The following is a 26,340-nucleotide window of genomic DNA, read 5'->3' as shown; positions in this document are numbered from 1 at the left end:
TCTGCTGATAATTCGACCCACAGAGGAGTTTTTTATGTCCAAGTCTGATGTTTTTCATCTCGGCCTCACCAAGAACGATTTACAAGGGGCTACGCTGGCTATCGTCCCTGGCGATCCGGAGCGTGTGGAAAAGATCGCCGCGCTGATGGATAAGCCGGTTAAACTGGCATCTCATCGCGAATTTACCTCCTGGCGCGCGGAGCTGGACGGCAAACCAGTGATCGTCTGCTCTACTGGCATCGGCGGCCCGTCGACTTCCATCGCCGTGGAAGAGCTGGCGCAGCTGGGGGTGCGTACCTTCCTGCGTATCGGCACCACCGGCGCGATTCAGCCACATATCAATGTTGGCGATGTACTGGTGACGACCGGTTCTGTCCGTCTGGACGGTGCCAGCCTGCACTTCGCGCCGATGGAGTTCCCGGCCGTCGCAGACTTCGCCTGTACCACCGCGCTGGTGGAAGCGGCGAAATCAATCGGCGCCACCACCCATATCGGCGTGACTGCCTCCTCGGATACCTTCTACCCGGGCCAGGAGCGTTACGACACCTTCTCCGGCCGCGTGGTGAGCCGCTTCAAGGGCTCAATGGAAGAGTGGCAGGCAATGGGCGTGATGAACTATGAAATGGAATCCGCCACGCTGCTGACCATGTGCGCCAGCCAGGGCCTGCGCGCCGGGATGGTGGCTGGGGTTATCGTGAACCGTACCCAGCAAGAGATCCCTAACGCCGAAACCATGAAGCAAACCGAAAGCCACGCGGTGAAAATCGTCGTGGAAGCGGCGCGTCGTCTGCTGTAATTCAACTCTTTCCCTGTCAGGCCGGATCCTCCGGCCTTTCTTTTTTGCGTCGCCTCTCGCAGGAAATTCCTTTTAAACTGGACGTTTGTACAGCACAATTCTATTTTGTGTCATCAGGTTATCGCAGGGGGCGTCGTGGATCTCTCCATTATTATCAGCGCGGTTATCGCACTGGCAGCCGGGTTAATGGTCGGCTGGCTGGCGACCAAAGCGCGTGCCGATCAAATTCGGGCCGATCTCATCGAGGAACGGCGAGAGTTGGATATTGAGCTGAGCGCCGCCCGCCAGCAACTGGCGCAGGAGGCCCACTGGCGTGAGGAGTGTGAGCTGCTGAACAACGAGCTGCGCAGCCTACGGGATATCAATACCTCGCTCGAGGCCGATCTCCGTGAGGTCACCACCCGGCTCGAATCCACCCAGCTGCATGCGGAAGATAAGATCCGCCAGATGATGAACAGCGAGCAGCGCCTTAGCGAGCAGTTTGAAAACCTCGCCAACCGTATTTTCGAACACAGCAACCGGCGGGTCGATGAGCAAAACCGCCAGAGCCTGCATGGCCTGCTGACGCCGCTACGCGAACAGCTGGACGGGTTCCGCCGCCAGGTGCAGGAGAGCTTTGGCCAGGAGGCGCGTGAAAGACATACCCTGGCGCATGAGATCCGCAATCTGCAGCAGTTGAACGCGCAGATGGCACAGGAGGCGCTGAACCTGACCAAAGCGCTGAAGGGGGATAACAAAACTCAGGGCAACTGGGGGGAAGTGGTCTTAACCCGCGTGCTGGAGGCCTCCGGCCTGCGCGAAGGCTATGAGTACCAGACTCAGGTCAGTATTGAGACCGACAACCGCTCGCGGATGCAGCCGGACGTTATCGTGCGCCTGCCGCAGGGTAAGGACGTGGTGATCGACGCCAAAATGACCCTGGTCGCCTATGAGCGCTATTTCAACGCCGAAGACGACTACACCCGCGAAGTCGCGCTGCAGGAACACCTTGCCTCGGTGCGTAACCATATTCGCCTGCTGGGACGCAAGGATTATCAACAGCTGCCTGGCCTGCGCTCGCTCGACTATGTGCTGATGTTTATTCCCGTTGAGCCGGCGTTCCTGCTGGCCATCGATCGCCAGCCTGAGCTCATCAGCGAGGCGTTGCAAAATAATATTATGCTGGTCAGCCCGACGACGCTGCTGGTAGCCCTGCGCACTATCGCCAATCTGTGGCGCTATGAGCACCAGAGTCGTAACGCGCAAAAGATTGCCGAGCGGGCGGGGCGCCTTTACGACAAAATGCGCCTGTTTGTGGATGATATGTCCGCCATTGGCCAGAGCCTGGATAAGGCGCAAGAGAGCTATCGCCAGGCGATGAAAAAGCTCGCTTCCGGGCGTGGTAATCTGCTGGCCCAGGCGGAGGCCTTTCGCGGCCTGGGCGTGGAGGTCAAGCGCGGGATTAATCCTGATTTAGTCGAACAAGCTACGGCTCAGGACGAGCAATATCGTCTCGAAGATGAGGATAACCTGCCGGAAAATGACGCATTTTCACCCGACTCTGCCGAGACGGTGCGTAGCCGGGAGGCGGCTCCGCCATGCTGAAACGTATGGGAAATGCGCTGAGTCTGATACACTCAGTGAACATTTTCTTGAAAAGCAAGCAGGCATAGAGATGGTTGAGGATTCACAAGAAACGACGCATTTTGGCTTTCAGACGGTCGCTAAAGAGCAGAAAGCAGATATGGTGGCGCATGTATTCCATTCTGTCGCCGCAAAATATGATGTGATGAACGACCTGATGTCGTTTGGGATCCATCGTTTGTGGAAGCGTTTCACCATCGACTGCAGCGGCGTACGTCGCGGGCAGACCGTGCTGGATCTGGCTGGTGGTACCGGTGATTTGACGGCCAAGTTCTCCCGCCTGGTAGGGGAAACCGGCCGCGTCATGCTTGCTGATATCAATGATTCTATGCTCAAAATGGGCCGCGAAAAGCTGCGCAATATCGGCATCGTAGGCAACGTTGAGTATGTTCAGGCCAACGCGGAAGCCCTGCCTTTTGCTGATAATACCTTTGACTGCATTACCATTTCTTTCGGTCTGCGTAACGTGACCGACAAAGAGAAAGCGCTGCGTTCGATGTACCGCGTGCTGAAGCCGGGCGGACGTCTGCTGGTGCTGGAGTTTTCTAAACCCATTATCGAACCGCTGAGCAAAGCCTACGACGCTTACTCCTTCCATATCCTGCCGAAGGTGGGCGAGCTGGTGGCAAAGGATGGCGACAGCTATCGCTACCTGGCGGAATCTATTCGTATGCATCCGGACCAGGAAACCCTGAAAGGGATGATGCAGGATGCGGGCTTCGAAAACGTGGATTACTACAACCTGACGGCGGGTATCGTTGCTTTGCATCGCGGTTACAAGTTCTGACAGGAGGGACGCTATGCCTTTCACACCCCTGGTTACCGCTGGCATTGAAACGGCGCTGAATACTTTCCTCTGGCGCGACAAAGCGCTTAAACCCGCTCGTCAGCGCCTGCTGGGCAAGGTATTGCGGGTCCAGCTGCAGGATTTCGCCACGCCCGTGGTGCTGGTATTCAGCGAACGCCAGGTTGACGTCCTGAGCGCCTGGGACGGAGAGGCCGATTGCACCGTGATTACCCGGCTCAGCGTGCTGCCAAAACTGCGCAATCGTCAGCAGCTCACGGCGCTTATTCGCAGCGGTGATCTGGAAGTGCAGGGCGATCTGCAGGTGGTGCAGAATATGGTCTCCCTGTGCGACCTGGCAGAGTTTGATCCCGCTGAACTGCTGGCGCCCTATACCGGCGATATTGTGGCCGAAGGCGTCGGTAAAGTCCTGCGAGGCGGCGCTCAGTTTCTGCTGAAGGGCGCAGAGCGCCAGCAGCGCTATGTCGCGGAAGCGATCACTGAAGAGTGGCGCCTGGCGCCGGGGCCGCTGGAGCTGGCCTGGTTTGCTGAAGAGACAACGGCTATTGAGCGCGCGCTGGCCGCACTGGAAAAACGGCTGGAAACGCTGGAGGGCAAATGACGCCAGGAGAATTACGGCGCCTGTATTTCATCATCCACACCTTTTTGAGCTACGGGCTCGATGAGCTCATCCCCAAAATGCGGATCACGCTGCCGCTGCGTATCTGGCGGCGGATGCTGTTCTGGATGCCAAACCGCCATCAGGATCAGCCTCTTGGCGCCCGCCTTCGGCTGGCGCTCCAGGAGTTGGGGCCGGTGTGGATAAAATTCGGCCAGATGCTTTCCACCCGCCGGGATCTCTTTCCGCCGCATATTGCCGATCAGCTGGCGCTGTTGCAGGACCGCGTGGCGCCCTTTGAAGGGAAGCTCGCGCAGCAGCAGATAGAGAAAGCGATGGGGGGGCTGCCGGTCGAGACCTGGTTTGATGATTTCTCCGTTGAGCCGTTAGCCTCGGCGTCCATCGCCCAGGTGCATACCGCGCGTCTGAAGGAGAATGGCAAAGAGGTGGTGATCAAGGTTATCCGCCCGGATATTTTGCCGATCATTAAAGCGGACATGAAGCTCATCTACCGCCTGGCGCGCTGGGTACCGCGTCTGCTGCCTGACGGTCGCCGTCTGCGCCCGCAGGAGGTAGTTCGTGAATATGAAAAAACGCTGCTGGATGAGCTGAACCTGCTGCGGGAATCCGCCAACGCTATTCAGCTGCGGCGTAATTTCGAAGACAGCCCGATGCTGTACGTGCCTGAGGTGTACCCCGACTACTGCAGCGAAAGCATGATGGTAATGGAGCGCATTTACGGTATCCCGGTGTCCGATGTGGAGGCGCTGGAGGCCCAGGGCACCAATATGCAGCTGCTGGCGGAGCGGGGCGTGCAGGTCTTCTTCACCCAGGTGTTCCGCGACAGCTTCTTCCATGCCGATATGCATCCTGGCAACATATTCGTCAGCTACGAGCATCCGGAAGATCCGCAGTATATCGGCATCGACTGCGGTATTGTCGGCTCACTGAACAAAGAAGATAAGCGCTATCTGGCGGAAAACTTTATCGCCTTTTTCAACCGCGATTATCGTAAAGTTGCCGAGCTGCACGTCGATTCCGGTTGGGTTCCGCCCGATACCAACGTTGAAGAGTTTGAGTTCGCGATCCGCACGGTCTGCGAGCCGATCTTTGAGAAGCCGCTGGCGGAGATCTCCTTCGGCCACGTGCTGCTTAATCTGTTCAATACCGCGCGGCGTTTCAATATGGAAGTCCAGCCGCAGCTCGTTTTACTACAGAAGACATTACTTTACGTAGAAGGGGTAGGCCGGCAGCTCTATCCTCAGTTAGACTTGTGGAAAACGGCGAAGCCTTTCCTCGAGTCGTGGATCAAAGATCAGGTCGGCATTCCGGCTCTGGTGCGCGCGTTTAAAGACAAAGCGCCGTTCTGGATCGAAAGAATGCCGGAAATACCTGAGCTGGTGTATCAGAGCCTGCAGCAGAGCAAACAGCTGCAGACCAGCGTCGATACTATTGTACGGGATATGCATGTGCGTCATGTGCGCCAGGGCCAATCCCGTTACCTGTTTGGTATAGGCGCGGTTTTATTGCTTAGTGGTACGCTGCTCTTTATCCATCGCCCTGAGTGGGGAATGATGCCCGGTTGGCTGATGGCCGGCGGTGTGGTGACCTGGCTTATTGGCTGGCGGAAAACCCACTGATCGGTTCGCCTCTTCATGACGCAGGCTTATTTGCGCAAAATCATGTCGGCGGCCTGACGAAGAGGCGGCTCGCAGGATGGCGTGTATAATGCGTCCACACAATTCATCATCTGTCATAGGGGAACGTGTATGGGTGGTATCAGTATTTGGCAGTTATTAATTGTTGTCGTCATCGTAGTTCTGCTTTTTGGGACGAAGAAGCTGAGCTCGCTGGGGTCTGACTTAGGGGCATCTATCAAAGGCTTTAAAAAAGCCATGAGTGATGATGATAAACCCGAAAAGTCGGCGCCAGACGCAGATTTCACGGCGAAAACCATCGCCGATAAACAGGATGATGCAAAAAAAGACGAGACAAAACGCCACGACAAAGAGCAGGTGTAACTCGTGTTCGATATTGGTTTTAGTGAACTACTGCTGGTGTTTGTGATTGGCCTCATTGTTCTGGGGCCACAGCGGCTTCCCGTAGCGGTTAAAACGGTAGTTGGCTGGATCCGTACGTTACGCTCGCTGGCGACCACGGTACAAAATGAGCTGGCCCAGGAGCTAAAACTGCAGGAGTTCCAGGAGAGCCTGAAGAAGGTGGAAAAGGCTAGCCTGAATAACCTGACGCCGGAGCTGAAAGCCTCGATGGATGAACTGCGCGAGGCCGCGGAGTCGATGAAGCGCTCCTATAGCGCCCACGATCCCGAAAAAGCCAGCGACGAAGCCAATACCATCCTTAATCCGGTGGTCAAAGGCAGCGAAGCGCAGCGCCAGGACGTCACGCCGGCGACGGCAGAACATCAGGCCAGCGCTCCGGCTCATGCGCCAGATCCCGTTGCCAACGAGCAATCTGCTTCACCGGCTGACCTTCAGGCAGAGAAAACGTCCGCTACGGCGGCAGTTCCCCATTCTTCCCCCGCATCGAGTGATAAACCGTAAACATGGGCGTAGACGATACACAACCGCTAATTTCGCATCTGATTGAGCTGCGCAAGCGTCTGCTCAACAGCATCATTGCTATTCTGGTGATCTTCCTGGCGCTGGTCTATTTCGCCAATGATATCTACCAGCTGGTCTCGGCCCCGCTTATCAGTAAGATGCCTGTGGGCGCGACGATGATCGCCACCGATGTCGCTTCACCTTTCTTTACGCCGATAAAGTTGACCTTCATGGTGTCGGTGATCCTGTCGGTGCCGATTATTCTTTACCAGGTATGGGCCTTCGTCGCGCCGGCGTTGTATAAGCACGAACGCCGGCTGGTGGTGCCTTTACTGGTATCCAGTACCCTGCTGTTCTATATCGGCATGGCTTTCGCCTATTTTGTCGTGTTTCCGCTGGCGTTCGGCTTCCTGACCCATGCGGCGCCGGAAGGGGTGCTGGTCTCGACCGATATTCGCAGCTATCTCGACTTCGTGATGGCGCTGTTTATGGCATTCGGGGTCTCCTTTGAGGTGCCGGTCGCCATTGTGTTGCTCTGCTGGATGGGCGTTACCACGCCGGAAGACTTGCGTAAAAAAAGGCCGTATGTGCTGGTGGGTGCCTTCGTGGTGGGCATGCTGCTGACGCCGCCGGACGTATTCTCGCAGACACTGCTGGCCATTCCGATGTACTGTCTGTTTGAAGTCGGGGTGTTCTTCGCCCGCTTCTACACCGGGAAGCGCCTGACGCGCGATGACGACGCCGCGGCCGAAGCTGAAGCCGCAGAGCACAGAGAAGAGTAATACCGCCAACCGCCCGTCAGGGCGGTTGGCATATGGGAGCGATCATGTTTGATATCGGCGTTAATCTGACCAGTTCGCAGTTTTCCCGCGATCATGATGAGGTAGTGGCGCGCGCCCTGGCGGCGGGGGTTAACGGCATGCTGCTGACCGGCACAAATTTGGCGGAGAGCCAGCAGGCGCAGAAACTGGCGAGCCGCTATTCCGGCTGCTGGTCCACGGCGGGGGTTCATCCCCATGACGGTAGCAGCTGGACGCCAGCGGTCGCCGAGGCGATTTATACCCTCGCCGGCGAGCCGCAGGTGGTGGCGATAGGCGAGTGCGGTCTGGATTTTAACCGGAATTTTTCCACGCCGCACGAGCAGGAGGTAGCGTTCAGCGCCCAGTTGGCGCTGGCCGCTGAGCTGTCGATGCCGGTGTTTTTGCACTGCCGCGACGCCCACGATCGGTTTCTGACGCTGCTTAAACCCTGGCTTGAGAAGCTCCCGGGCGCGGTGCTGCACTGCTTTACCGGCAGCCGCAGCGAGGTGCAGGAATGCCTGGATCTGGGCCTGTTTATCGGTATTACCGGTTGGGTTTGCGATGAGCGGCGGGGACTGGAGCTGCGCGAGCTGCTGCCGGCGATCCCGGCGGAACGTCTGCTGCTGGAGACCGATGCGCCTTATCTGCTGCCGCGCGATCTCAAGCCGAAACCGGCCTCGCGGCGTAACGAGCCCGCGTATTTGCCGCATATCCTGGCCAGCGTCGCGGCCTGGCGCGGCGAGGAGGCGCAATGGCTGGAGGCGCAAACGGACGCAAACGTCAGGGCGCTGTTTGGCGTCGACATTAACGGCGTTTAGATTTTCTGGAAGTCGGTATTTTTAACGCTCTGCAGGACTTGCTTATTCAGCAGGTTTAACAGCAACATAGAGCGCGCTTCGCCGTCGGGCTCGGTGAAGATCGCCTCCAGGCCTTCAAACGCGCCGTCGGTGATTAGCACGCTATCGCCCTCATGCGGCGTTTCCGGGTCGGTAATCCCTTCCGGTTTGTAGATAGAAAGCTGATGGATGACCGCCGAGGGGACGATAGCGGGTAGGGCGCCAAAGCGCACGAAGTTGTTAACCCCGCGAGTGGCGCTGATGGTGGTGGTATGAATCACCTCTGGATCGAACTCAATAAACAGGTAGTTCGGGAACAACGGTTCGCTGACCATGGTGCGTTTACCGCGAATGATTTTTTCCAGCGCAATCGTCGGCATCAGGCAGTTAACTGACTGACGTTCCAGATGTTCCTGGGCTCGTTGTAGCTGCCCACGTTTGCAATACAGTAAGTACCAGGCTTGCATAATGACTCATTCCACTTCTAATAACGGCAAGCATAACAAATGGCTGGTGTAATCGCGAAAGCCATTATAATTGAAATCCAAATTTCAGCGTTCTTTCACGCTAATTTAACAAAATTACAGCATCGCGCCGTCGAACACCGTATAATTAGCCGCCTGTAGAGAGGTCAATAACACTTCCATGAAATATCACGATCTTCGCGACTTTCTGACACTCCTGGAACAACAGGGCGAACTAAAACGTATCACTCTGCCGGTCGATCCTCACCTGGAAATCACCGAAATTGCCGACCGGACTCTGCGCGCCGGCGGCCCGGCGCTGCTGTTTGAGAATCCGAAAGGCTACACCATGCCGGTGCTGTGCAATCTGTTCGGCACGCCGCGTCGCGTGGCGTTGGGGATGGGGCAGGAGGATGTCAGTTCGCTGCGCGAGGTGGGTAAACTGTTGGCCTTTCTGAAAGAACCTGAGCCGCCAAAAGGCTTCCGCGACCTGTTTGATAAGCTGCCGCAGTTCAAGCAAGTGCTGAATATGCCGACCAAACGCCTGCGCGGCGCCCCCTGTCAGCAAAAAATCATCCAGGGCGATGATGTCGACCTGAATAAAATCCCGATTATGACCTGCTGGCCGGAAGATGCCGCGCCGCTGATCACCTGGGGGTTGACGGTAACCCGCGGGCCGCACAAAGAGCGGCAGAACCTGGGAATTTATCGCCAGCAGCTGATCGGCAAAAACAAACTGATTATGCGCTGGCTGTCTCATCGCGGCGGCGCGCTGGATTTCCAGGAGTGGTGCGCGGCGCGTCCGGGCGAACGCTTCCCGGTTTCCGTGGCGCTTGGCGCCGATCCGGCAACCATTCTTGGCGCGGTGACGCCGGTGCCCGATACCCTGTCGGAATATGCCTTTGCAGGCCTGCTGCGCGGCACCAAGACCGAAGTGGTTAAGTGCGTCTCCAATGACCTTGAAGTGCCGGCCAGCGCGGAAATTGTGCTAGAAGGCTACATTGAGGCCGGTGAAATGGCGCCGGAAGGCCCGTATGGCGACCACACCGGTTACTACAATGAAGTAGACCAGTTCCCGGTGTTTACGGTAACCCATATTACCCAGCGTGAAGACGCGATTTATCATTCTACCTATACCGGCCGACCGCCCGATGAGCCAGCGGTGCTGGGCGTGGCGCTGAATGAAGTCTTCGTCCCGATCCTGCAAAAGCAGTTCCCGGAAATCGTTGATTTCTATCTGCCGCCGGAAGGGTGCTCCTATCGCCTGGCGGTGGTGACCATGAAAAAACAGTACGCGGGACATGCCAAGCGCGTAATGATGGGCGTCTGGTCGTTCCTGCGCCAGTTTATGTACACCAAGTTCGTGATTGTCTGCGATGACGACGTCAATGCACGCGACTGGAACGATGTGATTTGGGCGATCACTACCCGTATGGACCCGGCTCGTGATACGGTACTGGTAGAGAATACGCCAATTGATTATCTGGATTTTGCCTCGCCGGTTTCCGGCCTGGGTTCAAAAATGGGGCTGGATGCCACCAATAAATGGCCTGGCGAAACCCAGCGTGAATGGGGTCGCCCAATCAAAAAAGATCCTGCCGTTACGGCGCGTATTGACGCCATCTGGGATGAACTGGCCATCTTTAAACAACAGTAAGCGGGGCTAACGCCGCTGTTTTGCTCTATTGACCCGACAGAGGGGACGCATGACAACCTTAAGCTGTAAAGTGACCTCGGTGGAGGCGATTACCGATACCGTATATCGTGTTCGATTAGTGCCGGAAGCGGCATTTTCCTTCCGTGCCGGCCAGTATCTGATGGTGGTAATGGATGAGCGCGACAAGCGCCCGTTCTCCATGGCTTCCACGCCGGCGGAACAGGAATTTATCGAGCTGCATATCGGCGCCTCGGAGCTCAATCTGTACGCGATGGCGGTCATGGATCGCATTCTGAAAGAGCGTGAAATTGAGGTTGATATTCCGCATGGCGAAGCGTGGCTGCGCGATGACGAAGATCGCCCGCTGATTCTGATCGCCGGCGGTACCGGATTCTCTTATGTGCGTTCTATTCTGTTAAGCGCGCTGGCGCGTAACCCGGATCGCGATATTGCCATTTATTGGGGCGGCCGCGAGGCTAAGCATCTGTACGATCTGGCCGAGCTGGAAGCGTTAAGCATCAAGCATCCGAATCTGCGCATCGAGCCGGTGGTTGAACAGCCGGAAGAAGGGTGGCGTGGTCGCTCCGGTACGGTACTCACCGCCGTGCTGCAGGATTACGGTACGCTGGCCGAGCATGACATCTACATTGCCGGTCGTTTTGAGATGGCCAAGATCGCTCGCGACCTGTTCTGTAATGAGCGCGGCGCGCGTGAAGATCGCCTGTTTGGCGATGCGTTTGCGTTTATCTGAAAATAAAAAACCCGCCCCTGACAGGCGGGAAGAACGGCAACTAAACCTGCTCTCTTCGCCATAGCCGCCAGGTTCTGGTGGCAATGGCGTTGAGATACCCTTTCGCTTAAACCCGCTCAAACACGGTAGCGATCCCTTGTCCCAGGCCGATACACATGGTGGCGAGGCCGAACTGAGCGTCTTTGCGCTCCATCTGGTTGATCAACGTGGTGCTAATGCGCGCCCCGGAGCAGCCCAGCGGATGACCGAGCGCGATCGCCCCGCCGTTGAGGTTGATCTTCTCATCGATCTGCTCCATTAAGCCCAGATCTTTAATACACGGTAGGATCTGCGCGGCAAATGCTTCATTCATTTCAAAAACGTCGATATCACTGGTGGATAAGCCCGCTTTTTTCAGCGCCAGCTTTGAGGCCGGAACCGGGCCATAACCCATAATGGACGGGTCGCAGCCGACCACCGCCATTGAACGGACGCGAGCGCGCGGCTTCAGCCCCAGCTCGCGAGCGCGGCTTTCGCTCATCAGCAGCATCGCCGCTGCGCCATCGGAAAGGGCGGAAGAGGTACCCGCCGTTACCGTACCGGTCACCGGGTCAAACGCCGGTTTAAGCGTGGACAGCGTCTCGACGGTGGTTTCCGGGCGGATCACCTCGTCATAGTTAAAGGACTTGAGTACGCCATCGGCATCGTGGCCGCCGGTGGGGATAATCTCCGCTTTGAATGCGCCGGACTGGGTTGCGGCCCAGGCACGAGCGTGAGAGCGCGCGGCGAACTGATCCTGCATCTCGCGGCTAATACCGTGCAGACGCGCCAGCATCTCCGCAGTCAGCCCCATCATCCCTGCCGCCTTTGCCACGTTGCGGCTGAGGCCCGGATGGAAATCGACGCCGTGGCTCATTGGCACATGGCCCATGTGCTCGACGCCGCCAATCAGGCAGACGCTGGCATCGCCGGTCATGATCATACGGGCCGCATCGTGCAGCGCCTGCATGGAAGAACCGCACAGACGGTTGACCGTATTTGCTGGTACCGAATGCGGGATCTCCGCCAGCAGCGCCGCGTTTCGGGCGATGTTAAAACCCTGCTCGAGGGTTTGCTGCACGCAACCCCAGTAGATATCGTCTATCGCGCTTGCCTCAAGCGACGGATTGCGCGACAGCAGGCTACGCATCAGGTGCGCGGAGAGGTCTTCCGCGCGCACGTGGCGAAATGCGCCGCCCTTCGAACGGCCCATCGGGGTGCGAATTGCATCGACAATGACAACCTGTTCCATTGTGACTCCTTAAGCCGTTTTCAGAGCGCCAACCGGACGGGCTGGCTCTACCTGGGGATAATACGCTTCGTTATGGCGCGCTTTGTCACGCAGACCGGCTGGCACTTCATACAGCGGGCCAAGGTGCTGGTATTGCTGCGCCATATCGAGATACTTCGCGCTGCCGATGGTGTCCAGCCAGCGGAATGCGCCGCCGTGGAACGGAGGGAAGCCCAGGCCGTATACCAGCGCCATATCCGCTTCCGCCGGGCTGGCGATAATGCCTTCTTCCAGGCAGCGGACAACTTCGTTAACCATGGGGATCATCATGCGGGCGATAATCTCTTCATCGCTGAAATCGCGCTTCGGCTGGCTGACGTCGGCCAGCAGGCTGTCGACGGCAGCATCTTCTTCTTTCTTCGGCTTACCTTTGCTGTCGTCTTTATAGCGCCAGAAGCCGAGGCCGTTCTTCTGGCCGAAACGGTTGGCGTCAAACAGGGCGTCGATGGCGTCGCGATAATCTTTCTGCATCCGCTGCGGGAAGCCCGCCGCCATGACCGCCTGAGCATGGTGCGCGGTATCGATGCCGACCACGTCCAGCAGATAAGCCGGGCCCATCGGCCAGCCAAACTGTTTCTCCATCACTTTGTCGACTTTGCGGAAGTCCGCCCCGTCGCGCAGCAGCTGGCTGAAGCCGGCGAAGTAGGGGAACAGTACCCGGTTGACGAAGAAGCCGGGACAATCATTCACCACAATCGGCGTTTTGCCCATTTTGCTGGCCCAGGCCACCACTTTGGCAATGGTATTATCCGAGGTTTTTTCGCCGCGGATCACTTCAACCAGCGGCATGCGATGCACCGGGTTAAAGAAGTGCATACCGCAGAAGTTTTCCGGGCGCTGCAGAACGCTGGCCAGCTCGCTGATAGGGATCGTTGAAGTGTTGGAAGCCAGCACGGTATCCGGGCGCACTTTTGTCTCGGTTTCCGCTAGTACGGCTTTCTTCACTTTCGGGTTTTCGACCACCGCTTCCACAACCACGTCGACGCGATCAAAACCGCTGTATTCCAGGCTTGGCTGAATGGTGCTAATCACTCCGGCCAGCTTCAGACCGTCGATTTTGCCGCGTTCCAGCTGTTTATTCAGCAGTTTCGCCGCTTCGGTCATGCCCAGGGTCAGCGATTTGTCGCTGATGTCTTTCATCACCACCGGCACGCCCTTCCAGGCCGACTGGTAAGCGATACCGCCGCCCATAATGCCAGCGCCCAGGACGGCAGCATGCTTCGGCGTCTCGACATCTTTGGTCAGCTTTTTCGCTTTCGCTTTGACGTACTGGTCGTTCAGGAAGATACCAACCAGCGCGCGGGCCTCATTGGTATGGGCCAGCGGGACAAAGCTTTTATTTTCCAGCACCAGGGCTTCTTCACGACCAAGACGCGCGGCGGCTTCAATGGTTTTGACCGCGGTGATCGGCGCCGGGTAATGCTTCCCGGCGGTTTGCGCGACCATGCCTTTGGCAATCGTGAAGCTCATAGCGGCTTCAATTTTGCTGAGCTTCAGCGGCTCCAGCTTCGGCTGACGTTTCGCTTTCCAGTCCAGGTCGCCATTCATGGCCTGACGTAGGATCGCCAGCGCGCCGTCGCGTAGTTTTTCCGCAGCGACCACGCCATCCACCAGGCCGATTTTCAGTGCTTGATCGGCGCCGACGTCTTTCCCGGCGGCAATAATTTCCAGCGCGCTATCGGCGCCGAGCAGGCGCGGCAGACGCACGGAACCGCCGAAGCCCGGCATAATGCCGAGCTTGGTTTCTGGCAGCCCAATGCGCAGGTCCGGCGTCGCCAGGCGGTAATCGGTCGCCAGCACACATTCGCAACCGCCGCCCAGCGCATAGCCATTGACGGCAGAGATAGTGGGGACGGGGAGATCTTCCAGACGATTGAAGACGCTGTTAGCAAAATGCAGCCACTGGCTTAACTGCTCCTCAGGGACCAGGAACAGCGAGAGGAATTCGGTGATATCCGCGCCGACGATAAATGCCGCTTTTTCAGAGCGCAGCAGCAGACCTTTGAGATCGCTTTGTTTTTCCAGTACGTCCAGCGCATGACCAAGGCTGGCTACGGTTGCGGTATCAAGCTTGTTGACCGAACCTGGGGCATCGAACACCAGTTCGGCGATGCCATCTTCCAGCCAGTCGAGGTACAGGGTGTCGCCTTTGTAGAGCATGTCAGTCTCCTGAATCCAGCAATATGATCTGGTCATACCAGATGAAACGGAGTGTGGAATTTATGTTAAAGAATTGCAAATTAGTCTTTAAATAATTGCTGGTCGGATCACATCCGGCGGAAATCACCCGCACGCAGGTCGATGTGCTAAGATGCGGTGTATCACGATCCCATAAAAGCAAAGGATAAAAGATGGAATCCCTGGCCGCGCTCTATAAAAATCATATTGTTACCCTACAAGAACGTACCCGCGACGTCCTGGCCCGTTTTCAAATGGATGCTCTGCTGATTCACTCCGGCGAGCTGGTTAACGTCTTCCTTGATGACCATCCGTACCCGTTCAAGGTCAATCCGCAGTTCAAAGCCTGGGTGCCTGTGACTCAGGTGCCTAACTGCTGGCTGCTGGTGGACGGTGTGAATAAACCGAAGCTGTGGTTCTATCTGCCGGTAGATTACTGGCATAACGTTGAGCCGTTGCCAACCTCTTTCTGGACCGAAGAGATAGACGTGATCGCGCTACCGAAGGCCGATGGCATCGGCAGCCAGCTGCCTGCCGCTCGCGGTAATATTGGCTATATCGGCCCGGTGCCTGAGCGCGCGCTGGGCCTGGGTATCGCCGCGGATAAGATCAACCCGAAAGGGGTTATCGACTACCTGCATTACTACCGGGCTTACAAAACCGATTACGAGCTGGCCTGCATGCGTGAAGCGCAGAAGTCGGCGGTGAATGGTCATCGTGCGGCCTACGAAGCTTTCCAGTCGGGGATGAGCGAATTCGATATCAACCAGGCCTATCTCACCGCCACCGGCCATCGTGATACCGACGTGCCTTACAGCAATATTGTCGCTCTGAATGAGCATGCCTCCGTCCTGCACTACACCAAACTGGACCATCGTGCCCCGGCGGAGATGCGCAGTTTCCTGCTCGACGCCGGTGCGGAATATAACGGCTATGCCGCAGATCTGACGCGCACCTGGGCGGCGCACGGCGATAACGACTTTGCCCATCTGATCAAAGACGTTAACGATGAGCAGCAGGCGCTGATTAGTACCATGAAGGCCGGTACCAGTTACATTGATTACCATATCCAGTTCCATCAGCGTATCGCGAAGCTGTTGCGTAAACACCAGTTGGTTACCGACATGAGCGAAGAGGCGATGGTGGAGAATGACCTGACCGGGCCGTTTATGCCGCACGGGATTGGCCATCCGCTGGGTCTGCAGGTGCATGATGTCGCTGGCTTTATGCAGGATGACACCGGTACGCATCTGGCGGCGCCGTCGAAATACCCGTATCTGCGCTGCACCCGTATTATCGAGCCGCGGATGGTGTTAACTATTGAACCCGGCATCTACTTCATCGAGTCGTTACTGGCGCCGTGGCGTGAAGGCCCGTTCAGCAAGCACTTTAACTGGCAAAAAATTGACGCCATGAAGCCGTTCGGTGGGATCCGTATCGAAGATAACGTGGTGATTCACGAAAACAGTATCGAAAATATGACGCGCGATCTGAAGCTGGCCTGATGGAGAGCTGGTTAATCCCGGCGGCGCCGGTTACCGTCGTTGAGGAGATTAAAAAAAGCCGTTTTATCACGCTGTTGGCGCATACCGACGGCGTGGCGGCGGCAAAAGCTTTTGTCGAGTCCGTCAGAACGGATCACCCTGATGCCCGCCACCACTGCGTGGCGTGGGTCGCGGGGCCGCCTGATGATTCGCAACAGCTGGGGTTTTCAGACGATGGCGAACCGGCGGGAACGGCGGGTAAACCGATGCTGGCGCAGCTGATGGGAAGCGGCGTCGGCGAGATAACCGCTGTCGTCGTGCGTTACTACGGTGGTATCCTGCTGGGCACCGGCGGTCTGGTTAAGGCCTATGGCGGCGGGGTGCATCAGGCGCTGGCGCAGCTGACGACGCTGCGCAAGACGCCGTTAACGGCATATACTTTGCAGTGTGAGTATGGGCAACTGGCCGGCGTCGAAGCGCTGCTCACCCAATTCTCCGGAAACGTCGTTGAAAGCGAATATCTGGCGTCAGTTCGGCTGCGCGTGGCGCTTCCCCAGGCCGAAGTGGCGGCTTTTTCAGCAAGACTGGCTGATTTTAGTCGTGGTTCATTGCAATTACTGAAGATTAACGAATAATCCCCTCTGTTTTTTGCCTATCAAAGGAAGCGCCAGAGATGCATTTTCGCGCCATAACCCGAATCGTTGGACTGCTGGTCATCTTGTTTTCGGGGACGATGATCGTCCCGGGATTAGTGGCCCTGATATATCGCGATGGCGCGGGACGGGCCTTCACTCAAACCTTCTTTGTCGCTCTGGCGATCGGCTCCATGCTGTGGTGGCCGAACCGTAAGCAAAAAGGCGAACTGAAATCTCGTGAAGGGTTTCTGATCGTGGTGCTGTTCTGGACCGTGCTGGGGAGCGTGGGGGCCTTGCCCTTTATCTTCTCCGAACAGCCGAACCTGACGGTGACGGATGCCTTCTTCGAGTCATTTTCCGGCCTGACGACGACCGGGGCGACCACTCTGGTGGGGCTGGACTCGCTTCCGCACGCTATCCTCTTTTATCGCCAGATGCTGCAGTGGTTCGGCGGCATGGGGATCATTGTGCTGGCGGTAGCGATTCTGCCTATCCTCGGCGTCGGGGGGATGCAGCTCTACCGCGCGGAAATGCCCGGCCCGCTGAAGGATAACAAGATGCGTCCGCGTATTGCCGAGACGGCGAAGACATTGTGGCTCATCTATGTGTTACTCACGATCGCCTGCGCATTGGCGCTCTGGTTTGCCGGTATGCCGGCGTTCGATGCGATCGGGCACAGTTTCGCCACCATCGCCATCGGCGGTTTCTCGACTCACGATGCCAGCGTCGGCTATTTCAACAGCCCGATGATCAACTCCATCATTGCCATCTTCCTGCTGATCTCCGGCTGTAATTACGGTCTGCATTTTTCGTTGTTGAGCGGACGCAGCCTGAAGGTGTACTGGCGCGACCCCGAATTTAGGATGTTCATTGGCGTCCAGTTGACGCTGGTCATCGTCTGTACGCTGGTGCTATGGCTTCATAACGTGTACGGCTCGGTGTTGACGACGCTGAACCAGGCGTTTTTCCAGGTGGTGTCGATGGCGACCACCGCGGGGTTCACCACCGATAGCATTGCACGCTGGCCGCTGTTCCTTCCGGTGCTGTTGCTGTGCTCCGCATTTATCGGCGGCTGCGCTGGCTCCACGGGCGGTGGATTAAAAGTGATCCGTATCTTGTTGCTGTTCAAGCAGGGCAACCGTGAGCTGAAGCGGCTGGTGCACCCGAATGCTGTGTATAGCATTAAATTAGGTAACCGCGCGCTGCCGGAACGTATTCTGGAAGCGGTATGGGGATTCTTCTCCGCCTATGCGCTGGTCTTTATCATTAGTATGCTGGCGATTATCGCCACCGGGGTGGATGACTTCTCTGCTTTCGCCTCCGTGGTGGCGACATTGAACAACCTCGGGCCTGGGCTCGGCGTCGTCGCGGATAACTTTGCCACCATGAACCCGGTCGCGAAATGGATCCTGATTGCTAATATGCTGTTTGGTCGTCTGGAAGTGTTCACCTTACTGGTGCTCTTTACCCCCACTTTCTGGCGCGAATAACAGGAGTGCTCGTGAAAACTTTAATTCTCTTCTCCACCCGCGACGGGCAGACCCGTGAAATCGCTTCGTTTCTCGCCTCTGAGCTTAAAGAGCTGGGCATCGATGCGGACACCCTGAACCTGAACCGTACCGATGTCGTCGAATGGCATCACTACGATCGGGTGGTCATTGGCGCGTCGATTCGCTACGGGCACTTTCATCCGGCGGTGGACCGCTTTGTGAAAAAGCATCTGGCAGCATTGCAGGCGCTGCCGGGGGCATTCTTTTCGGTTAACCTGGTGGCGCGTAAACCCGAGAAGCGCACGCCGCAGACCAACAGCTATACGCGTAAGTTTCTGCTGAACTCGCCGTGGCAGCCGCAGAGCTGCGCGGTATTTGCCGGCGCGCTGCGCTACCCGCGCTACAGCTGGTACGATCGGTTTATGATCCGCCTGATTATGAAAATGACCGGGGGTGAAACGGATACCCGCAAAGAAGTGGTCTATACCGACTGGCAACAGGTATCCCGGTTTGCTCGGGAAATCGCACAAATGGCGCGCAAATAGCGCGTAAAACTCGCGTTGTGATGGAAAATCGAGCGAACGAAAAGTTTTTTTGCATTTCCCCTTGTCACCTCAGAATTACTCCCTATAATGCGCCTCCACTGACACGGAACAACGGCAAACAAGCCGCCGGGTCAGCGGGGTTCCGGTGAGAACCTCGCAGAGAAAAGCAAAAATAAATGCTTGACTCTGCAGCGGGAAGGCGTAATATGCACACCCCGCGCCGCAGCGAAAACGAAGCGGCACTGCTCTTTAACAATTTATCAGACAATCTGTGTGGGCACTCAAAGTGACATGGATTCTTAACGTCCTCGGACGAAAAATGAATACCAAGTCTCAAGAGTGAACACGTAATTCATTACGAAGTTTAATTCTTTGAGCATCAAACTTAAATTGAAGAGTTTGATCATGGCTCAGATTGAACGCTGGCGGCAGGCCTAACACATGCAAGTCGAGCGGTAGCACAGAGAGCTTGCTCTCGGGTGACGAGCGGCGGACGGGTGAGTAATGTCTGGGAAACTGCCTGATGGAGGGGGATAACTACTGGAAACGGTAGCTAATACCGCATAACGTCGCAAGACCAAAGTGGGGGACCTTCGGGCCTCATGCCATCAGATGTGCCCAGATGGGATTAGCTAGTAGGTGGGGTAACGGCTCACCTAGGCGACGATCCCTAGCTGGTCTGAGAGGATGACCAGCCACACTGGAACTGAGACACGGTCCAGACTCCTACGGGAGGCAGCAGTGGGGAATATTGCACAATGGGCGCAAGCCTGATGCAGCCATGCCGCGTGTGTGAAGAAGGCCTTCGGGTTGTAAAGCACTTTCAGCGGGGAGGAAGGCGATAAGGTTAATAACCTTGTCGATTGACGTTACCCGCAGAAGAAGCACCGGCTAACTCCGTGCCAGCAGCCGCGGTAATACGGAGGGTGCAAGCGTTAATCGGAATTACTGGGCGTAAAGCGCACGCAGGCGGTCTGTCAAGTCGGATGTGAAATCCCCGGGCTCAACCTGGGAACTGCATTCGAAACTGGCAGGCTAGAGTCTTGTAGAGGGGGGTAGAATTCCAGGTGTAGCGGTGAAATGCGTAGAGATCTGGAGGAATACCGGTGGCGAAGGCGGCCCCCTGGACAAAGACTGACGCTCAGGTGCGAAAGCGTGGGGAGCAAACAGGATTAGATACCCTGGTAGTCCACGCCGTAAACGATGTCGATTTGGAGGTTGTGCCCTTGAGGCGTGGCTTCCGGAGCTAACGCGTTAAATCGACCGCCTGGGGAGTACGGCCGCAAGGTTAAAACTCAAATGAATTGACGGGGGCCCGCACAAGCGGTGGAGCATGTGGTTTAATTCGATGCAACGCGAAGAACCTTACCTGGTCTTGACATCCACAGAACTTTCCAGAGATGGATTGGTGCCTTCGGGAACTGTGAGACAGGTGCTGCATGGCTGTCGTCAGCTCGTGTTGTGAAATGTTGGGTTAAGTCCCGCAACGAGCGCAACCCTTATCCTTTGTTGCCAGCGGTTCGGCCGGGAACTCAAAGGAGACTGCCAGTGATAAACTGGAGGAAGGTGGGGATGACGTCAAGTCATCATGGCCCTTACGACCAGGGCTACACACGTGCTACAATGGCATATACAAAGAGAAGCGACCTCGCGAGAGCAAGCGGACCTCATAAAGTATGTCGTAGTCCGGATTGGAGTCTGCAACTCGACTCCATGAAGTCGGAATCGCTAGTAATCGTAGATCAGAATGCTACGGTGAATACGTTCCCGGGCCTTGTACACACCGCCCGTCACACCATGGGAGTGGGTTGCAAAAGAAGTAGGTAGCTTAACCTTCGGGAGGGCGCTTACCACTTTGTGATTCATGACTGGGGTGAAGTCGTAACAAGGTAACCGTAGGGGAACCTGCGGTTGGATCACCTCCTTACCTTAAAGAACCTGCCTTTGCAGTGCTCACACAGATTGTCTGATGAAAAACAGCAGTAAAAACCTCTACAGGCTTGTAGCTCAGGTGGTTAGAGCGCACCCCTGATAAGGGTGAGGTCGGTGGTTCAAGTCCACTCAGGCCTACCAAATTTGCGAAGCAAATTTGAAGAGGTTTCAAACGATGGGGCTATAGCTCAGCTGGGAGAGCGCCTGCTTTGCACGCAGGAGGTCTGCGGTTCGATCCCGCATAGCTCCACCATCTTTACTGCGAACACAAGAAAACTTCAGAGTGAACCTGAAAAGGTGCACTGCGAAGTTTTGCTCTTTAAAAATCTGGATCAAGCTGAAAATTGAAACGACACACAGTTAATGTGTGTTCGAGTCTCTCAAATTTTCGCAATCAGAAGTGAAACATCTTCGGGTTGTGAGGTTAAGCGACTAAGCGTACACGGTGGATGCCCTGGCAGTCAGAGGCGATGAAGGACGTGCTAATCTGCGAAAAGCGTCGGTAAGGTGATATGAACCGTTATAACCGGCGATGTCCGAATGGGGAAACCCAGTGTGATTCGTCACACTATCGTTAACTGAATACATAGGTTAACGAGGCGAACCGGGGGAACTGAAACATCTAAGTACCCCGAGGAAAAGAAATCAACCGAGATTCCCCCAGTAGCGGCGAGCGAACGGGGAGCAGCCCAGAGTCTGAATCAGCTTGTGTGTTAGTGGAACGGTCTGGAAAGTCCGACGGTACAGGGTGATAGTCCCGTACACCAAAATGCACAGGTTGTGAACTCGAAGAGTAGGGCGGGACACGTGGTATCCTGTCTGAATATGGGGGGACCATCCTCCAAGGCTAAATACTCCTGACTGACCGATAGTGAACCAGTACCGTGAGGGAAAGGCGAAAAGAACCCCGGCGAGGGGAGTGAAAAAGAACCTGAAACCGTGTACGTACAAGCAGTGGGAGCACCTTCGGGTGTGACTGCGTACCTTTTGTATAATGGGTCAGCGACTTATATTCTGTAGCAAGGTTAACCGTATAGGGGAGCCGCAGGGAAACCGAGTCTTAACTGGGCGTTAAGTTGCAGGGTATAGACCCGAAACCCGGTGATCTAGCCATGGGCAGGTTGAAGGTTGGGTAACACTAACTGGAGGACCGAACCGACTAATGTTGAAAAATTAGCGGATGACTTGTGGCTGGGGGTGAAAGGCCAATCAAACCGGGAGATAGCTGGTTCTCCCCGAAAGCTATTTAGGTAGCGCCTCGTGAATTCATCTTCGGGGGTAGAGCACTGTTTCGGCTAGGGGGTCATCCCGACTTACCAACCCGATGCAAACTACGAATACCGAAGAATGTTATCACGGGAGACACACGGCGGGTGCTAACGTCCGTCGTGAAGAGGGAAACAACCCAGACCGCCAGCTAAGGTCCCAAAGTCATGGTTAAGTGGGAAACGATGTGGGAAGGCACAGACAGCCAGGATGTTGGCTTAGAAGCAGCCATCATTTAAAGAAAGCGTAATAGCTCACTGGTCGAGTCGGCCTGCGCGGAAGATGTAACGGGGCTAAACCATGCACCGAAGCTGCGGCAGCGACACGATGTGTTGTTGGGTAGGGGAGCGTTCTGTAAGCCTGCGAAGGTGTGCTGTGAGGCATGCTGGAGGTATCAGAAGTGCGAATGCTGACATAAGTAACGATAAAGCGGGTGAAAAGCCCGCTCGCCGGAAGACCAAGGGTTCCTGTCCAACGTTAATCGGGGCAGGGTGAGTCGACCCCTAAGGCGAGGCCGAAAGGCGTAGTCGATGGGAAACAGGTTAATATTCCTGTACTTGGTGTTACTGCGAAGGGGGGACGGAGAAGGCTATGTTAGCCGGGCGACGGTTGTCCCGGTTTAAGCATGTAGGCTGGTTATCCAGGCAAATCCGGATAATCAAGGCTGAGGTGTGATGACGAGGCACTACGGTGCTGAAGTAACAAATGCCCTGCTTCCAGGAAAAGCCTCTAAGCATCAGGTAACATCAAATCGTACCCCAAACCGACACAGGTGGTCAGGTAGAGAATACCAAGGCGCTTGAGAGAACTCGGGTGAAGGAACTAGGCAAAATGGTGCCGTAACTTCGGGAGAAGGCACGCTGGTGTGTAGGTGAAGTCCCTGCGGATGGAGCTGAGACCAGTCGAAGATACCAGCTGGCTGCAACTGTTTATTAAAAACACAGCACTGTGCAAACACGAAAGTGGACGTATACGGTGTGACGCCTGCCCGGTGCCGGAAGGTTAATTGATGGGGTTATCCGTAAGGAGAAGCTCTTGATCGAAGCCCCGGTAAACGGCGGCCGTAACTATAACGGTCCTAAGGTAGCGAAATTCCTTGTCGGGTAAGTTCCGACCTGCACGAATGGCGTAATGATGGCCAGGCTGTCTCCACCCGAGACTCAGTGAAATTGAACTCGCTGTGAAGATGCAGTGTACCCGCGGCAAGACGGAAAGACCCCGTGAACCTTTACTATAGCTTGACACTGAACATTGAGCCTTGATGTGTAGGATAGGTGGGAGGCTTTGAAGCGTGGACGCCAGTCTGCGTGGAGCCAACCTTGAAATACCACCCTTTAATGTTTGATGTTCTAACGTTGGCCCCTGACCGGGGTTGCGGACAGTGTCTGGTGGGTAGTTTGACTGGGGCGGTCTCCTCCCAAAGCGTAACGGAGGAGCACGAAGGTTAGCTAATCCTGGTCGGACATCAGGAGGTTAGTGCAATGGCATAAGCTAGCTTGACTGCGAGCGTGACGGCGCGAGCAGGTGCGAAAGCAGGTCATAGTGATCCGGTGGTTCTGAATGGAAGGGCCATCGCTCAACGGATAAAAGGTACTCCGGGGATAACAGGCTGATACCGCCCAAGAGTTCATATCGACGGCGGTGTTTGGCACCTCGATGTCGGCTCATCACATCCTGGGGCTGAAGTAGGTCCCAAGGGTATGGCTGTTCGCCATTTAAAGTGGTACGCGAGCTGGGTTTAGAACGTCGTGAGACAGTTCGGTCCCTATCTGCCGTGGGCGCTGGAGAATTGAGGGGGGCTGCTCCTAGTACGAGAGGACCGGAGTGGACGCATCACTGGTGTTCGGGTTGTCATGCCAATGGCACTGCCCGGTAGCTAAATGCGGAAGAGATAAGTGCTGAAAGCATCTAAGCACGAAACTTGCCCCGAGATGAGTTCTCCCTGAGACTTTAAGTCTCCTGAAGGAACGTTGAAGACGACGACGTTGATAGGCCGGGTGTGTAAGCGCAGCGATGCGTTGAGCTAACCGGTACTAATGAACCGTGAGGCTTAACCTTACAACGCCGAAGATGTTTTGGCGATTTGAGAGAATTTTCAGCTTAGATTCAGAGTTGAGTACGCAATAATTTGCGCAGCAGCAAGGCGACAAGCGACGGAAAGGAAGGAGCATACTGAAGTATGTGACTGACTTTACGAGCGCAGGCAACGCAGCTGATGCGATAAAGAATTGCGTACTGAGCACAAAGAATTTGCCTGGCGGCACTAGCGCGGTGGTCCCACCTGACCCCATGCCGAACTCAGAAGTGAAACGCCGTAGCGCCGATGGTAGTGTGGGGTCTCCCCATGTGAGAGTAGGGAACTGCCAGGCATCAAATAAGTGAAGAGCCCATCCTGTCGGATGGGCTTTTTGCGTTTCTGTCGTCCGGCCAGCGTGCCGGTATGTCTCCCCGGTGGCGCTGCGCTTACCGGGGCTACGGGCCTGTCGCGTTCTGTAGCCCGCACCGGTACACCACATCACCACCGGTAACGCCCCGCAATATCATTGCCCCTGTAATCAGACAAGCCTTCCCCCGCCAGATACGATAAACTAACGCCGATTTTGCATCAGGAAGCTACTATGAACCACTCCCTCAAACCCTGGAATACCTTTGGCATTGAACGCTTCGCCAAGACGATAGTACGCGCCGAAACTGAGCAACAGTTGCTAAGCGCCTGGCAAACCGCTGCCGCGGCAGGCGAACCCTCGCTGATCCTTGGGGAAGGCAGTAATGTCCTGTTTCTGAACGACTATGCCGGTACGGTGATCCTCAACCGGATTATGGGGATCGAGGTGAGCGAAACGCCGGAAGCCTGGCGCTTGCACGTCGGCGCCGGCGAAAACTGGCATCAGTTGGTGCAGTTCACGCTACAGCATGCGATGCCAGGTCTGGAAAATCTGGCGTTAATCCCTGGCTGCGCAGGATCTTCTCCGATCCAGAATATTGGCGCCTACGGCGTTGAGCTACAGCGGGTTTGCGAATATGTTGACTGCATTGAGCTGGAAACCGGGCGTAAGCAACGTCTTTCAGCCGCGGAATGCCGTTTTGGCTATCGCGACAGTATCTTCAAACATGAATATCAGGACCGCTATGCCATCGTCGCGATTGGCTTATCGTTAGCGAAAACATGGCAGCCTGTACTGAGTTACGGTGATTTAACGCGTCTCGATCCGCAGACCGTCACGCCGCAGCAGGTATTTGATGCGGTCTGTCATATGCGAATGACTAAATTGCCGGATCCAAAGATTAGCGGTAATGCCGGCAGCTTTTTTAAGAACCCGATCGTCAGCGCTCAGGTTGCGGAAGCGCTGCTGGCGCAGTTCCCTCATGCACCGCACTATCCGCAGGCAAATGGCAGCGTCAAGCTGGCCGCTGGCTGGCTAATCGATCAATGTGAGCTCAAAGGACAACGCATCGGCGGCGCGGCCGTCCATCGACAGCAGGCGCTGGTACTGATTAATGAAGATCGAGCGACCAGCGAGGATGTGGTAAAACTTGCTCATTATGTTCGCCAGCGGGTGGGTGCGAAATTCGATGTATGGCTTCAGCCCGAGGTGCGCTTCATTGGCACGCATGGTGAAGTCAACGCAGAGGAGAGCATTGCGTGAAAGACCATACTATCCCTTTAACGCTAATTTCTATCCTTGCTGATGGCGAGTTTCACTCTGGCGAACAGCTTGGTGAGCAGTTAGGCATGAGCCGGGCGGCGATTAATAAGCACATCCAGACCTTACGTGACTGGGGCGTCGATGTGTTTACTGTGCCGGGCAAGGGTTACAGCCTGCCGGAGCCTATTCATCTATTAGATGAGAAAAAGATTTCTCAAGAGATAGACCATGGCCGAGTGACAGTCCTTCCCGTCATCGACTCTACTAACCAGTATTTGCTGGACAGGCTTGATGAGCTGACGTCCGGAGATGCCTGTGTGGCTGAATATCAGCAAGCAGGGCGAGGCCGGCGAGGCAGAAAATGGTTTTCGCCCTTTGGCGCGAATCTCTATCTCTCGATGTACTGGCGTCTGGAGCAGGGCCCGGCAGCGGCTATTGGCCTAAGCCTGGTGATCGGTATTGTGATCGCTGAAGTTCTGCAGCAGCTCGGGGCCGAACAGGTTCGCGTGAAATGGCCAAACGATATTTACCTGCAGGATCGTAAGCTGTCAGGGATCCTCGTGGAACTGACGGGGAAAACGGGCGATGCCGCACAAATCGTCAGCGGCGCGGGTATCAACCTTGTGATGCGTCGCGTGGAGTCTGATGTCGTCAATCAGGGGTGGATCAGCCTTCAGGAAGCGGGGGTGGTCATCGACCGTAACCTCCTCGCCGCGCGCCTGATTAAAGAGCTGCGCCTGGGACTGGAGCTGTTCGAGCAGGAAGGATTGGCTCCCTATCTACCGCGCTGGGAAAAACTGGATAACTTTATTCATCGCCCGGTGAAACTGATTATCGGTGATAAAGAAATTTACGGCATTTCGCGTGGCATTGACGCCCAGGGCGCACTATTGCTGGAGCAGGATGGTGTAATAAAAGCCTGGGTGGGTGGTGAAATATCATTGCGCAGTGCAGAATAAAAAA

General features: G+C 56.0%; 20 protein-coding genes, 2 tRNA genes and 3 rRNA genes. 22 read left to right on the top strand and 3 right to left on the bottom strand.

Annotation, left to right across the window (positions count from 1 at the left end):
* Positions 1-34 precede the first annotated feature (34 nt).
* The 9 genes from udp to tatD all read left to right on the top strand — a co-directional run bounded on the left by udp (position 35) and on the right by tatD (position 8,001).
* Positions 35-796, top strand: a complete 762-nt coding sequence (gene udp, locus IB144_RS25055; protein ID WP_004181652.1) for a uridine phosphorylase — start codon at positions 35-37, stop codon at positions 794-796.
* Between the two features lie 135 nt (positions 797-931).
* Positions 932-2,380 carry a DNA recombination protein RmuC gene (gene rmuC, locus IB144_RS25050; RefSeq protein ID WP_004895061.1) on the top strand — a complete coding sequence of 483 codons (1,449 nt, stop codon included), beginning with the start codon at positions 932-934 and terminating at the stop codon, positions 2,378-2,380.
* A gap of 70 nt (positions 2,381-2,450) precedes the next feature.
* Positions 2,451-3,206, top strand: coding sequence for a bifunctional demethylmenaquinone methyltransferase/2-methoxy-6-polyprenyl-1,4-benzoquinol methylase UbiE (gene ubiE / locus IB144_RS25045; protein WP_002883421.1), 756 nt, complete (start codon positions 2,451-2,453; stop codon positions 3,204-3,206).
* Positions 3,207-3,219: 13 nt separating this feature from the next.
* The gene (locus tag IB144_RS25040) at positions 3,220-3,825 is read left to right on the top strand and encodes an SCP2 domain-containing protein (protein WP_002883422.1); all 606 of its coding nucleotides are present in this window, start codon (positions 3,220-3,222) and stop codon (positions 3,823-3,825) included.
* Complete coding sequence (gene ubiB, locus IB144_RS25035; RefSeq protein WP_004177924.1) at positions 3,822-5,462, top strand: ubiquinone biosynthesis regulatory protein kinase UbiB; 1,641 nt, start codon at positions 3,822-3,824, stop codon at positions 5,460-5,462. Before IB144_RS25040 ends, ubiB begins: the two co-directional genes overlap by 4 nt.
* A gap of 129 nt (positions 5,463-5,591) precedes the next feature.
* A complete protein-coding gene (gene tatA, locus IB144_RS25030; protein WP_002883425.1) occupies positions 5,592-5,843 on the top strand; it encodes a Sec-independent protein translocase subunit TatA in 252 nt (83 codons plus the stop codon).
* 3 nt (positions 5,844-5,846) lie between these two features.
* Positions 5,847-6,383: a Sec-independent protein translocase protein TatB gene (tatB, locus tag IB144_RS25025; protein ID WP_040089689.1), complete on the top strand. Its 537-nt coding sequence runs from the start codon at positions 5,847-5,849 to the stop codon at positions 6,381-6,383.
* Positions 6,384-6,385: 2 nt separating this feature from the next.
* On the top strand, positions 6,386-7,165 hold the full coding sequence (gene tatC / locus IB144_RS25020; protein ID WP_002883427.1) for a Sec-independent protein translocase subunit TatC: 780 nt from the start codon (positions 6,386-6,388) through the stop codon (positions 7,163-7,165).
* Positions 7,166-7,197: 32 nt separating this feature from the next.
* Complete coding sequence (gene tatD / locus IB144_RS25015) at positions 7,198-8,001, top strand: 3'-5' ssDNA/RNA exonuclease TatD (RefSeq protein ID WP_015959233.1); 804 nt, start codon at positions 7,198-7,200, stop codon at positions 7,999-8,001.
* Here the strand turns inward: tatD and rfaH are convergent.
* Entirely contained in the window at positions 7,998-8,486 is a 489-nt protein-coding gene (rfaH, locus tag IB144_RS25010; RefSeq protein WP_002883430.1) for a transcription/translation regulatory transformer protein RfaH, read from the bottom strand. The two genes, tatD and rfaH, sit on opposite strands and share 4 nt — an antisense overlap.
* A gap of 178 nt (positions 8,487-8,664) precedes the next feature.
* On the opposite strand from rfaH, the gene ubiD reads away from it, so the two are divergent.
* Together ubiD and fre are read left to right on the top strand one after the other, a co-directional pair.
* Complete coding sequence (gene ubiD, locus IB144_RS25005; RefSeq protein ID WP_009309755.1) at positions 8,665-10,140, top strand: 4-hydroxy-3-polyprenylbenzoate decarboxylase; 1,476 nt, start codon at positions 8,665-8,667, stop codon at positions 10,138-10,140.
* Between the two features lie 49 nt (positions 10,141-10,189).
* Complete coding sequence (fre, locus tag IB144_RS25000; protein WP_002883448.1) at positions 10,190-10,891, top strand: NAD(P)H-flavin reductase; 702 nt, start codon at positions 10,190-10,192, stop codon at positions 10,889-10,891.
* Between the two features lie 106 nt (positions 10,892-10,997).
* Here fre and fadA read toward each other — a convergent pair whose 3' ends face one another.
* Together fadA and fadB are read right to left on the bottom strand one after the other, a co-directional pair.
* On the bottom strand, positions 10,998-12,161 hold the full coding sequence (gene fadA / locus IB144_RS24995; RefSeq protein ID WP_004150456.1) for an acetyl-CoA C-acyltransferase FadA: 1,164 nt from the start codon (positions 12,159-12,161) through the stop codon (positions 10,998-11,000).
* A 9-nt stretch (positions 12,162-12,170) separates the two neighbouring features.
* Positions 12,171-14,360, bottom strand: a complete 2,190-nt coding sequence (gene fadB, locus IB144_RS24990) for a fatty acid oxidation complex subunit alpha FadB (protein WP_032418217.1) — start codon at positions 14,358-14,360, stop codon at positions 12,171-12,173.
* Between the two features lie 191 nt (positions 14,361-14,551).
* Here fadB and pepQ point away from each other — a divergent pair, with 191 nt between their 5' ends.
* The 11 genes from pepQ to birA all read left to right on the top strand — a co-directional run bounded on the left by pepQ (position 14,552) and on the right by birA (position 26,336).
* Positions 14,552-15,883, top strand: coding sequence for a Xaa-Pro dipeptidase (gene pepQ / locus IB144_RS24985; RefSeq protein ID WP_004152060.1), 1,332 nt, complete (start codon positions 14,552-14,554; stop codon positions 15,881-15,883).
* Positions 15,883-16,497, top strand: coding sequence for an IMPACT family protein (locus IB144_RS24980; RefSeq protein ID WP_032418215.1), 615 nt, complete (start codon positions 15,883-15,885; stop codon positions 16,495-16,497). Before pepQ ends, IB144_RS24980 begins: the two co-directional genes overlap by 1 nt.
* A 38-nt stretch (positions 16,498-16,535) precedes the next feature.
* Positions 16,536-17,987 carry a Trk system potassium transporter TrkH gene (gene trkH, locus IB144_RS24975; RefSeq protein WP_002883450.1) on the top strand — a complete coding sequence of 484 codons (1,452 nt, stop codon included), beginning with the start codon at positions 16,536-16,538 and terminating at the stop codon, positions 17,985-17,987.
* Positions 17,988-17,998: 11 nt separating this feature from the next.
* Entirely contained in the window at positions 17,999-18,532 is a 534-nt protein-coding gene (gene hemG, locus IB144_RS24970) for a menaquinone-dependent protoporphyrinogen IX dehydrogenase (protein WP_002883453.1), read from the top strand.
* Positions 18,533-18,919: 387 nt separating this feature from the next.
* Positions 18,920-20,459 (top strand): 16S ribosomal RNA (locus IB144_RS24965).
* Positions 20,460-20,528: 69 nt separating this feature from the next.
* Positions 20,529-20,605: transfer RNA gene (locus tag IB144_RS24960), tRNA-Ile, on the top strand.
* 36 nt (positions 20,606-20,641) lie between these two features.
* Positions 20,642-20,717: transfer RNA gene (locus IB144_RS24955), tRNA-Ala, on the top strand.
* A gap of 169 nt (positions 20,718-20,886) precedes the next feature.
* Positions 20,887-23,788: ribosomal RNA gene (locus IB144_RS24950) — 23S ribosomal RNA — on the top strand.
* A gap of 195 nt (positions 23,789-23,983) precedes the next feature.
* A 5S ribosomal RNA gene (gene rrf, locus IB144_RS24945) occupies positions 23,984-24,099 on the top strand.
* Together the 16S, 23S and 5S rRNA genes with 2 tRNA genes alongside form the textbook arrangement of a ribosomal RNA operon.
* 249 nt (positions 24,100-24,348) lie before the next feature.
* Positions 24,349-25,377 carry a UDP-N-acetylmuramate dehydrogenase gene (murB, locus tag IB144_RS24940; protein WP_032418214.1) on the top strand — a complete coding sequence of 343 codons (1,029 nt, stop codon included), beginning with the start codon at positions 24,349-24,351 and terminating at the stop codon, positions 25,375-25,377.
* Positions 25,374-26,336 (top strand): bifunctional biotin--[acetyl-CoA-carboxylase] ligase/biotin operon repressor BirA, encoded by a 963-nt coding sequence (birA, locus tag IB144_RS24935; protein ID WP_002883521.1) that lies wholly within the window; start codon positions 25,374-25,376, stop codon positions 26,334-26,336. Before murB ends, birA begins: the two co-directional genes overlap by 4 nt.
* The last annotated feature ends 4 nt before the right edge of the window (positions 26,337-26,340 follow it).

The organism is Klebsiella sp. K4 (assembly GCF_014596785.2).
GTDB lineage: Bacteria > Pseudomonadota > Gammaproteobacteria > Enterobacterales > Enterobacteriaceae > Klebsiella > Klebsiella pneumoniae.
The sequence above is the reverse complement of the archived record's forward strand: the minus strand, read 5'-3'. Positions and strand labels throughout refer to the sequence as shown.

Bases quoted from the DNA above. Each gene is read 5' to 3' on its own strand.
- rfaH (WP_002883430.1), bottom strand. From the start codon at position 8,486: ATGCAAGCCTGGTACTTACTGTATTGCAAACGTGGGCAGCTACAACGA.
- murB (WP_032418214.1), top strand. From the start codon at position 24,349: ATGAACCACTCCCTCAAACCCTGGAATACCTTTGGCATTGAACGCTTC.
- fre (WP_002883448.1), top strand. From the start codon at position 10,190: ATGACAACCTTAAGCTGTAAAGTGACCTCGGTGGAGGCGATTACCGAT.
- tatC (WP_002883427.1), top strand. From the start codon at position 6,386: ATGGGCGTAGACGATACACAACCGCTAATTTCGCATCTGATTGAGCTG.
- pepQ (WP_004152060.1), top strand. From the start codon at position 14,552: ATGGAATCCCTGGCCGCGCTCTATAAAAATCATATTGTTACCCTACAA.
- IB144_RS25040 (WP_002883422.1), top strand. From the start codon at position 3,220: ATGCCTTTCACACCCCTGGTTACCGCTGGCATTGAAACGGCGCTGAAT.
- tatD (WP_015959233.1), top strand. From the start codon at position 7,198: ATGGGAGCGATCATGTTTGATATCGGCGTTAATCTGACCAGTTCGCAG.
- fadA (WP_004150456.1), bottom strand. From the start codon at position 12,161: ATGGAACAGGTTGTCATTGTCGATGCAATTCGCACCCCGATGGGCCGT.
- IB144_RS24980 (WP_032418215.1), top strand. From the start codon at position 15,883: ATGGAGAGCTGGTTAATCCCGGCGGCGCCGGTTACCGTCGTTGAGGAG.
- ubiE (WP_002883421.1), top strand. From the start codon at position 2,451: ATGGTTGAGGATTCACAAGAAACGACGCATTTTGGCTTTCAGACGGTC.
- ubiB (WP_004177924.1), top strand. From the start codon at position 3,822: ATGACGCCAGGAGAATTACGGCGCCTGTATTTCATCATCCACACCTTT.
- ubiD (WP_009309755.1), top strand. From the start codon at position 8,665: ATGAAATATCACGATCTTCGCGACTTTCTGACACTCCTGGAACAACAG.
- fadB (WP_032418217.1), bottom strand. From the start codon at position 14,360: ATGCTCTACAAAGGCGACACCCTGTACCTCGACTGGCTGGAAGATGGC.
- trkH (WP_002883450.1), top strand. From the start codon at position 16,536: ATGCATTTTCGCGCCATAACCCGAATCGTTGGACTGCTGGTCATCTTG.
- tatA (WP_002883425.1), top strand. From the start codon at position 5,592: ATGGGTGGTATCAGTATTTGGCAGTTATTAATTGTTGTCGTCATCGTA.
- udp (WP_004181652.1), top strand. From the start codon at position 35: ATGTCCAAGTCTGATGTTTTTCATCTCGGCCTCACCAAGAACGATTTA.